The sequence below is a fragment of the Micromonospora sp. LOL_014 genome (assembly GCF_048060245.1).
In the GTDB taxonomy this organism is placed as follows: domain Bacteria; phylum Actinomycetota; class Actinomycetes; order Mycobacteriales; family Micromonosporaceae; genus Micromonospora_E.
On record NZ_JBHMIP010000060.1, the window covers coordinates 1 to 8,971 of the forward strand.

The 8,971-nt window shown below is 65.6% G+C and carries 11 protein-coding genes; 2 read left to right on the plus strand and 9 right to left on the minus strand.

The features are described from left to right. Positions 1 to 157: 157 nt before the first annotated feature. Genes ACFHW1_RS28175 through ACFHW1_RS28190 form a run of 4 tightly spaced genes read right to left on the minus strand, consistent with a single transcriptional unit; the run spans position 158 to position 2,082 of the window. Complete coding sequence (locus tag ACFHW1_RS28175; protein ID WP_416616591.1) at positions 158 to 646, minus strand: protein-tyrosine phosphatase family protein; 489 nt, start codon at positions 644 to 646, stop codon at positions 158 to 160. 58 nt (positions 647 to 704) lie between these two features. Continuing rightward, entirely contained in the window at positions 705 to 1,301 is a 597-nt protein-coding gene (locus ACFHW1_RS28180) for a maleylpyruvate isomerase family mycothiol-dependent enzyme (RefSeq protein WP_416616593.1), read from the minus strand. Further along, positions 1,298 to 1,738, minus strand: coding sequence for an SRPBCC family protein (locus ACFHW1_RS28185; protein ID WP_416616594.1), 441 nt, complete (start codon positions 1,736 to 1,738; stop codon positions 1,298 to 1,300). The genes ACFHW1_RS28180 and ACFHW1_RS28185 overlap by 4 nt, the downstream gene beginning before the upstream one ends. After that, positions 1,735 to 2,082, minus strand: coding sequence for an ArsR/SmtB family transcription factor (locus ACFHW1_RS28190; RefSeq protein WP_416616596.1), 348 nt, complete (start codon positions 2,080 to 2,082; stop codon positions 1,735 to 1,737). The genes ACFHW1_RS28185 and ACFHW1_RS28190 overlap by 4 nt, the downstream gene beginning before the upstream one ends. A gap of 204 nt (positions 2,083 to 2,286) precedes the next feature. On the opposite strand from ACFHW1_RS28190, the gene ACFHW1_RS28195 reads away from it, so the two are divergent. Beyond that, positions 2,287 to 2,727 (plus strand): DoxX family protein, encoded by a 441-nt coding sequence (locus ACFHW1_RS28195; RefSeq protein WP_416616598.1) that lies wholly within the window; start codon positions 2,287 to 2,289, stop codon positions 2,725 to 2,727. Between the two features lie 82 nt (positions 2,728 to 2,809). Further along, the gene (locus tag ACFHW1_RS28200; protein WP_416616599.1) at positions 2,810 to 3,190 is read left to right on the plus strand and encodes a PPOX class F420-dependent oxidoreductase; all 381 of its coding nucleotides are present in this window, start codon (positions 2,810 to 2,812) and stop codon (positions 3,188 to 3,190) included. Between the two features lie 85 nt (positions 3,191 to 3,275). Here ACFHW1_RS28200 and ACFHW1_RS28205 read toward each other — a convergent pair whose 3' ends face one another. The 5 genes from ACFHW1_RS28205 to ACFHW1_RS28225 form a co-directional block, all read right to left on the minus strand. Then, entirely contained in the window at positions 3,276 to 4,100 is an 825-nt protein-coding gene (locus tag ACFHW1_RS28205) for a class I SAM-dependent methyltransferase (RefSeq protein ID WP_416616601.1), read from the minus strand. Between the two features lie 220 nt (positions 4,101 to 4,320). Beyond that, the gene (locus tag ACFHW1_RS28210; RefSeq protein ID WP_416616603.1) at positions 4,321 to 5,436 is read right to left on the minus strand and encodes an ABC transporter permease; all 1,116 of its coding nucleotides are present in this window, start codon (positions 5,434 to 5,436) and stop codon (positions 4,321 to 4,323) included. A gap of 70 nt (positions 5,437 to 5,506) precedes the next feature. Beyond that, positions 5,507 to 6,196 (minus strand): ABC transporter ATP-binding protein, encoded by a 690-nt coding sequence (locus ACFHW1_RS28215; RefSeq protein ID WP_416616604.1) that lies wholly within the window; start codon positions 6,194 to 6,196, stop codon positions 5,507 to 5,509. Further along, entirely contained in the window at positions 6,189 to 7,157 is a 969-nt protein-coding gene (locus ACFHW1_RS28220) for a peptidoglycan-binding domain-containing protein (protein WP_416616605.1), read from the minus strand. Before ACFHW1_RS28220 ends, ACFHW1_RS28215 begins: the two co-directional genes overlap by 8 nt. A gap of 284 nt (positions 7,158 to 7,441) precedes the next feature. After that, the gene (locus ACFHW1_RS28225; protein WP_416616606.1) at positions 7,442 to 8,236 is read right to left on the minus strand and encodes a hypothetical protein; all 795 of its coding nucleotides are present in this window, start codon (positions 8,234 to 8,236) and stop codon (positions 7,442 to 7,444) included. Between the last annotated feature and the right edge of the window lie 735 nt (positions 8,237 to 8,971).

Here is an 8,971-nt window from a genome sequence, read left to right on the forward strand (position 1 = left end):
TCCTCGCCATGGCCGCCGCCATCTGGCACAACAACAAGACCGGCGCACCCGTCACCCGGTCCCTGATCGCCTACGACCACTGACCGGACATCGGAACTACTCGTCTAGACATCCGGAATCGCCGCCGCCAGTGTGCGGTGCACGCGGCAGCGTCAAGCTACCGTCCGAGTTGCTCCGGCCAGCGTCGCTGCTGGTCGGTCTCCGGAACCATCACGCCTCGGACTTCCCCGATGATCTGCCAGACCCTGCCAGGCTCGGTTCCCAACCTGATCAGACAGGCCGCAGCGATCAGCGATGCCCGTCCGATGCCGGCACGGCAGTGCACCGCGACATGACGCCCATCGGTGAGCCGGCTGTGCAGGAGGTCGAGCAGTGGCCGCGTCAACGCATGGTCGGGAACGCCGAAATCATCGATCGGGAAGCCGTGAAACTCCAACCCGGCGCGGACGGCGGCAACGCCCTCCCCGGACAGGCCCAGCTCGGTGGCCTCCGCAGAGGTAAGCAGGCAGACAAGGACGTCGACGCCGGCGACGCGGAGAGCAGCCATTTCGTCATCGAGCCAATCGTCGCCGCGCGGCCGCGGCATTGTGCTCAACTGGCCAGGTGGCGGCGTCGGAATGCGGTACAGCCTGGCTGCGAACGGCATGTGATCAGGTGGCCTTCGGGTCGTAGGTCCTGCCGATGAGCGGATGTTGGTCTGACGGTCAGATTCGGGGGAGCTTACGGCCGTCGGGCAGCGTGCGGCCGCTCAGTAGAGCGACGAGCGAGCCGCTGTCGGCGCGGATCACCCGGCCTTCTCCCCGGCTCCAGGCGGTGTCGGTGGCCTCGATTCGGATGCCGGTCACGTCGACGCCGAACAGCGTGCCGTCGGTCGCGGCGAGCAGGTCGAGGACGGTGTCCACCGCCTCCCGAGGTGCGACAGGAGGCCGATCGAGCGCGATCGTCACATCGAGCGAGTGGATGACAGCGTGGTTGAGGGCGCCCGCCTCGCCGCCGCCCGGCGGCAGCCACTCGTGCAGTTGCGGTGCCCGGAGCTGGCCGAGAAGCTCGTCGGGAGGCAGCGAGGCGTCCCGCACGGCTACGGTGTCGGAGAGCACGGCGAAGTCGCCACCGGCCGCCGCCAGCTCCGCGCCGAACTGTTGAGGGCTCAGCCGGACCGGCATCGTCACGTGCGCGACGACGTGACGTACGAGCCACTTGTCGCAGAGGGTGGGCGCGTCCCACGTCGCCGCAGGAGTAGCGGTCAGGAGTTCGGCCCAGCGTTCGTATGTCAGTGCCACCCAGGTCTGCGGGTCGGTCATGACCGGTTTCCTTGGATGAGGAGGTGGAGGTGTTCGTCGAGCTTGTCGAGAGAGGTGAGGAAGCCGGCTCGCGCTTCGGGCCGTCGCATGGCTTCGGGGACATGCCGTTGGGTGATGACGACCGCGGTCCGGCCGTCGTCTCGCTCGTCGAGCGTGCTGACGGTGTGCATCCCGCTCGACGGCTCAACCCAGGCGAGCCGCTCGGGCGCAACGACTTCGGTGAAGGTGGCGACCATCCGATAGCTGCCGTGCGGGCCGACCATCAGTGTCTCGAAGCGGCCGCCGGGCCGAAACTCGACCACGATGCCGTCGACTGGTGTGACCATTCCCCGGGGACCCCAGAAGTGCGCGAGTTCGGTGGGCTGGGTGAGACAGTGCCAGACCAGTTCACGCGGCGCGTGGAACACCCGCTCGTAGACGAGCTCGCCGTCGCTCACCGCTCGCCACCTTCTTGCAGGCGGGCCAGGTGTGTCTCCAGACGGTCCATCCGCTCGGTCCACGTACGCCGGCTCGCCTCGATCCAGGAAGCGGCGAGGGTGAGCGTTGCCGGTTCGAGGCGGCAGGGGCGGGTCTGGCGGTGACGCCCCCGGCTGATCAGGCCGGAGCGCTCGAGCACCTGAAGGTGCTGCGACACGGCCTGCATGCTCATGGCATACCGCTCGGCGAGTTCCTTGACCGTCGCGTCGCCCGCGCTCAGCCGCACGATGATGTCCCGTCGGGTGCGATCGCTGAGCGCCGTGAACAGGGCATCGAGCTGCTGATCTTCAACGGTGACGTCCACATCTTATTCAAGCACCTACTTGATCAAGCGTCAACTAGATAAAGGCCCTGGCGATCCGCCTAATGCCCGCCCATGCCGCGCCGAGGGCGCTGGCGGCGGTAGCGGGCCGTGAGGGTACGGACTCATGTGGCAGGCCAAACTTGTCATTGACAAGATGTGCGCGCTGGACGATATCTTGTCATTGACAAGATATGGAGGCACGCGATGGCTCCCCTGATCGCCCTCATCGGCAGCTGGCTGGTCCTGCGCATGGCTGGACTGCTCGGCATCGACGCGCTCGACGGCTGGCAGCCGGCGCTGCGTGGCGGACTGGCCCTCATGCTTGTGCTGACCGGTGTGGCCCACTTCAGTGCGAAGCGGCGCGACTCGCTCATCGCGATGGTGCCACCTCGGCTGCCCCGGGCACCGCTGCTGGTCACCATCACCGGGGTTCTGGAGCTGCTCGGAGCCGTCGGCCTAGCGTTCCCGTCGACCGCACCGGTCGCGGCGATCTGTCTCGCGCTCCTCCTCCTGGCGATGTTCCCAGCCAACGTGTCGGGGGCGCGGCGTCAGCTGAAGATTGCCGATCGGCCGGTCACGCCCCTGGTTCCGCGCACGCTGCTGCAGGTGCTCTTCGTCGCCTCCTGCGTCGCCGCCGCACTCTGACCAGCGGATGGCTACTTTCGACGGGCTGCATGTCTGCTTGATCAGCGGGCGCGGCCCGGACACGACTCGCTACGCTGGCCTGGTGACCGCGGCCGATGAGATCGCCAGTAGCCGGTACGTCAGTCTGACCACCTACCGCAAGGACGGCGCCCCGGTGGCCACACCGGTCTGGCACGTACCGCACGGTGGCGAACTCTGGATCGTGACCGAAGCGGGCTCGGGCAAGGTCAAGCGGATCCGGAACAACCCGCACGTTCGGGTGCAGCCGTGTTCCTTACGCGGGGCGGTGGCACCGGACGCGCCGAGTGTGACGGGAACGGCCCGGCTGCTGGACGGCGACGGGACGGCGCGGGCCCGCAAGCTACTGGCCCGCCGGTACGTCATGGCACGGGCAGGGAACTGGCTCGCTCGCCTGCTCCGGATACGCCGCCCCCCGATGGTCGGCATCATCGTGTCGTTCTGATCGACCCGACCCTCCGACCGCAGAGCCACTTGGAACGCCCCACGGGTGGCCAAGACAAGTGGACGACGCGCCGCCGTTGAGGACGTCACCGTCGTCCGGCGATGAGGATTTCCGTGTCACCGGGCCAGTCCCAGAAGAGGCCGCTCGTCGGCGACGCGCGCTCCAGCAGTGTACGGAGCTCCCCGATGAACTCACCCAACCTGGACCCGAACAGGTGAGGCGCAGCGAATGACATCGACATCAAGCCGGCGACGACGCCGTCGACATCACGCACGATGTCGGGCTGTCCCGGTGCGTAGATGATGCGCGGCCTCCCGAATCGGGTACGGGCAAGTGTCTGCTCGAAGCGCTCTGCCTGGTAGGACTCCGCTGGTCGGGCACCCGAGCGCCGCTGCGGCCCGAGGTAGGCACTGATGAGCCGGTCGACGTCGTCATGCGGGATCGGTGGCGTGTCCGGCAGTTGCTGCGGGGCCGGCCTGGTCGGGTCGTGAACGATGAGCACCATCGCGCCGCCCGGTTCCAGCGAATCGTAGACGGCTTCGGCGACACGGAAGCGGTCGGTGCGATGAAACGACTGTCCGAACGTCACCGCTCGCATCCGCTGCAGCTGCAGGTCTGGAAGATCTTCAGCAGTAGCCTGGACGAAATCGACCGCCGCCAACCCCTCTGCCGCCGCGTAGGCGCGGGCCTCGGCGAGCATGTCCGCATCCGGCTCCAGCAGCGTCACGTGCTCGAAGAGTGTGGCGAGTTGCAGTCCCACCGTGCCAGGTCCGCTCCCGACATCGAGCAACCGGCCGGTGCCGTCGAGCCCCAGCTCGTCTGCCAGCACCTCACCCAGCTGAGCCGAGTAGGGCGGCCGCCCATGCCGGTAGTACGGAGCCGCGCCCTTGAACTGGGTCGGGTCATACACCCGAACAGTCTCGCAGCCCATTGCACCGTCCGGACGCGCCGCGACACGGACTACGGGATCTACGTGTACCGGGTTCGGTATGCCGGCCGTACTTTGCCCGAGGTCCAGCGCAGAGGGCTTGCCCTTCCTTCACTGACTACCCAGGACAGCGAGCACACACCCGGGTCGGCGTCGGCACCGCCGCCCCGACCTGGAGGCAGTTGCGTGGGCGCGGGCCTGATCAGCCGCGCAGCGTCGCCGCCGGCATCACCCGAGCCGCGGCGTAAGCCGGATAGGCACCAGCGACCGTGCCGACTGCCAGACCTACCAGTGGGCCGGCGAACACGACCATCGGTTCCAGGACAACGAGCCAGCCCTGCAGTAGACTGACGATGGAAGTCACATTAATACCTATGACGGTACCGGCGACGCCACCCGCTAGGCCGACTAACGCGCTCTCCACTAGAAATTGACCCGCGACGGCTGATCGGCTCGCGCCGACTGCGCGCCGCAACCCAATCTCCGCCCGCCTTTCAAGCACGGAGATCAGCATCGTGTTGCTGACCCCCAGCGCCCCGATCATCAGCGAAACCGCAGCCAAACCTAGAAACAACGCCTGGGTGTCCCGTTCGACGCCCAGACGGAAGCTCCGAAGATCAGCTGGAATCATGACCTCGATGGTACTCGTTTTCTCCGGGGCAAGCACGAACGGCATCGCCCCGCCGACCTGATCGGCTGCTCCCAGTGCCGTCCGGGCCGTGACCGTGGACTCGGTGAAATCCGCCCAGCCGTGCTGGCAAGCTGCGTACGGCAGAACGACGGCATTGGTGAACTGCGGCTGGGCAACCGGCGCGCGGTAGACACCGATCAGCGCGTACTGCTGATCATCAACGTAGATCAGTGGGCTAAGGCCCGGGTCGGAGATTTGCAGCGCGCGTGCGGCGACCGAGTCGATTATCGCGACTCGGTCGCCGCGCTCGTCGTGGCCGTCGTCGAACATGCGGCCAGAAACCATGGCGACGCCAGCGGCACGCAGCGCTGCCGGTTGAGCAGCGAGTACATCAACCCGCTCGCCTCCCCTGTCTGTGATATTGGAAGCCGCTGCCGCCAACCGGCTGTCCTGTCCTGTGGCGCAACTGACACCGGCGTCCACAACGCCATTGACCTGATGCAGTCGGCGAACGGTCGCTGGGTCAGGTCGGGTGGCCGGATCCTGGTATCGGGCGGTGACTGTGGTGGCGGCGACGGCGTCGAACCGGTCCGAGATGGCGCCGGCCGCGCTGGAACTGATGCCGACGGTGGCGACGGTGGCAGCCACTCCGAGGCCGATCCCGGTGGCGGTGAAGACGGATCGCATTCGACGGCCGAGGACCGCACCGACAGCCTGCGCGACTACATCAGTAGCTAAGATAGACCGGCCACCTGCGCTAGCTGGCACGGCCATCCACCACTCGAATGACCCGATCGGCGTCTGCCTCAACCCGAGCTTCATGAGTGACGACGACAACGGCGCGGTCGGTCCCAACGAGATCCCGTAGCAGTCGCATCACCGTGTCTGTATTCGACGAGTCCAGATTTCCTGTAGGTTCGTCGCAGAGCAGCAGCACGGGCTGATGAACGACTGCGCGGGCAATCGCCACCCGCTGCTGTTCACCGCCGGACAATGTGGTTGGTTTGGCGTGCAGCCGGTGTGCCAGCCCAACCGAGGCGAGAGCTGCCATCGCCAAGTCGCGCCGTTCGCGACGAGGCCGTCCTTGATGAACCAGTGGTAGCGTCACGTTCTGCACCGAGTTTAGGTATGGCACCAGATGAAATGACTGAAAAACGAAGCCGATGCTGCTCGCCCGCAGGCGGGTCAAGTCCCGTTCCCGCAATCCGTTGGTGGCTTTTCCTCCGAGGAGATGCGTACCGCTGGTCGGAGTGTCGAGTAGACCGAGAATGTTCAGCAGGGTCGATTTACCAGAACCGGACGGCCCGCCGACGGCAACCAACTCGCCTGGGTGTATGCGCAGTGTGACGTTTCGGAGAGCATCAACAGCGGGTGGTCCCGGATAGCGCTTCGAGACCTCGACCAGCTCGAGGACAGGGGGCCGTAGGTTAGTCGCCTGATCAGTCACTGCGCTGCCGGCCGTCTCGGGTAGCCGCGACGACGACCTCGGCGCCCACCGGCAGGTTACCTGTTATAGGGCGAACAGCGGCTCGACCATCGACGCTGAGCAGCACTTCCACCTCTAGATGCACCACTTCGCCGCGGTCGATCATCGATACCGACACTGATCCATCGGTCCTCGTCCACAGTGCGGACGCAGGAATCACTGGATCATCGTCCGGACTGCGGCCACGCTCAAGCACGATCTGGCGGCCATGCCCGATCTGCGCACCGTCCGGCGGTTCCGGCAGGGTGAAGACCGCCATACGCTGGTCATAATCGGCTGTTGCCTCTGCCGGGATATCTCCCGACGCGCCTTCCTGCTGACGAGTATCGAACGGCGTCACCGAACTGCGCACGTCTGGAGTCGTAAGCGGCGCCCCGCCTGGGCCATCGAGCCGAAACTGTGCCTGCGACGGTAGGTCAGTGAGTATCCTCTCGAGCTCAGGACTCAGCGGTACGGCGATCTGCCAACCGCCACTGGTGAGACTGACTAGCGGACCGCTGCCATTGTCGCCGACCTTGGCAGGCAGTGCGCCCACGGAAGCCGGCACGTCCGGCAGGAAGATCAACTCGTCGGCGGGCAGCAGCAGTGCAGGTGGAGGCGGATCAGACGGAGGCGGATCAGACGGATCTGCGGGTGGCTGTGCCGGCTGCTCGGCTAACGGCGGTGGGTAGCCGGCGGCCGCGTAGAGCCGGCGGATATCCGTCTCGGTACGCTCGTCCAGTCGTCCGTTGACCGGTGTGCCGTACAGCTGGCGTAGTGCAGTCTGCAGCTGGCGTACATCGGGACCGGTGTCACCCCGGACGAGCTGGCGGTACGCCGGGAACTTGCCGGGTAGCAAGATCAGTGGACGCCCGGACACCTCGACGAGCACATCGCCGATGCCGACTCGGTCGCCGACAGACACCGGAACTGCCGTCACCACTTGACGTATTGTTCCGCTCTGGGTCTGCGGCCCGGTGACTGAGTGAACCGTTTCCCTGGTCAACGACCCGTCGAGAGTGATCGAGTCGACAAGCGGGCCGGCCGATACCAGGGATGTCACCACCGACGGTGAAGGTGGTGCGGCGATTTCGGCGCGCTGCGCTGGCGACCGCGCCTGAGATGCTGAGTACCACGCCCAAGTAGACGCTGCGGCAACAGTGACCGCAGCGATGACGCTGACAATCCTGCGGCGACTCGTCACTCGTGATCCTGGCCAGGTCCGGATCAGTCGCCGAGCGCCTGTTGCCCCCGCTGCAGGGCAGCGGTCATCGCTTCCCGGTAGCCAAAAAGTTCGGCTTCATGTTCGTTGACCGCGCTAGCGACGGCGGCGTCCCAGGCATGCTGTTGCGCCTCCCGTAGACCCGCTCGGTCAGCACATCCAGCGTCAGCGACGGCCAACTCAATCTCCTTGTCCTTGGCGATGTCCCCCGACCATGGACCACCGGACGGTACTGGTCCACCGGGTCGCTCACCCGGCGGGTAGTGGAAGTACTGAGCGTACCGCTGCGCGTCCTCGGGGTCGAGCAGTTGCGGGTAGCCTGCCTGTCGCAGACAGTCCGACCACGCCGACAAGCCGTCCTTTGCCGCCTGGTCAGCGGCGTATGCGGCGCGCGCTGTTTCGTCGATCGCTGTCGTCGGACTCTGCGGCGCGGCAACCTCACCGTAGACGGCAATCCGTGCCTCGCCGAGACAACCGCCCAATGTGGGCCGGCCGCTGTCATCGGTGATCGCTTGACCGTCTGCGGAACCGGTCAGTGCCTCCTGATAACGACGCTCCTCGGCGGCCGACGACCAAGTGAACTCAACTGACCCGACAGCTTCCGGATCGCCCGAGATGCTCTCATGAATACCGTAGCCGTTTATCTTCGCCTCATCGAGGTCCGGAGAGATCAGCGGTGCGACAACTGCAGGTTGGGTCGCAGCGCCCGTGGTTGTCTGCGGCGGGAAGCGGTCCAGGCCAGCTTCTCGCAGACATGCCTCGGTGAGCCTGCCGACCACGTCGCGGACCTGCGGCTCCATTGCCAGTGTCTCACTAAGCAGTTCCTGTCCACCTTGCTCGGCACCGGAACCACCTATATCTGTACCCGATCCGACGGCATCTGGCGCGTCGGAGCCTTCCCTGGGGGCCGATGGGCCTGCTGAGCAGGCAGACAGCAGTGCGACTGTGCCGGCCAGCGCGCCCGCAGAGAGCAACTTGCCGAACTTTTGAAGGCGAGGCATCTGACCATCCCGTATGAAGACAAGGCTCTAACTTCGGTAAGGAACCCTCTCGAAGCGGGTGACCAGCTGACCGATAGCGGTCAGCTGGTCACCCGCATGAGAGCGCGCCGCAGTAACCCAAGAGACCGCAGATTACGAGGACATCTGCGAGTCGACCGAAGGAGTCTAGCATGGACCGCATCAGCGCACTGCTAGGTAGCCGCTGTACTAGAACTGAGGAACGAATCAGAGATGAATATATGAAGTCAAGAATCCGTGCGCCCCTCTAGACACCTCGATTCTTTAGTGAACACAGTTCGTACGTTTGATGTTGACGTACCTCCCATGCGACTGATCAGGAGTCTTCAGACATAGCAGGAAATCCGCATCCAGCGCGCCGGACACCGTCCCCATTCTTGAATACAGACGCCTCCGAGCAAGCAGAGACTTAACGTGAGAGGCTACTACGTGGCTTAGGTTGGCGGCACAGCTGATAGGGCAGCCGTACTTCGTGACCTGACCGGTGCGGTGGGGTATGGACGGACAGGATGTGCG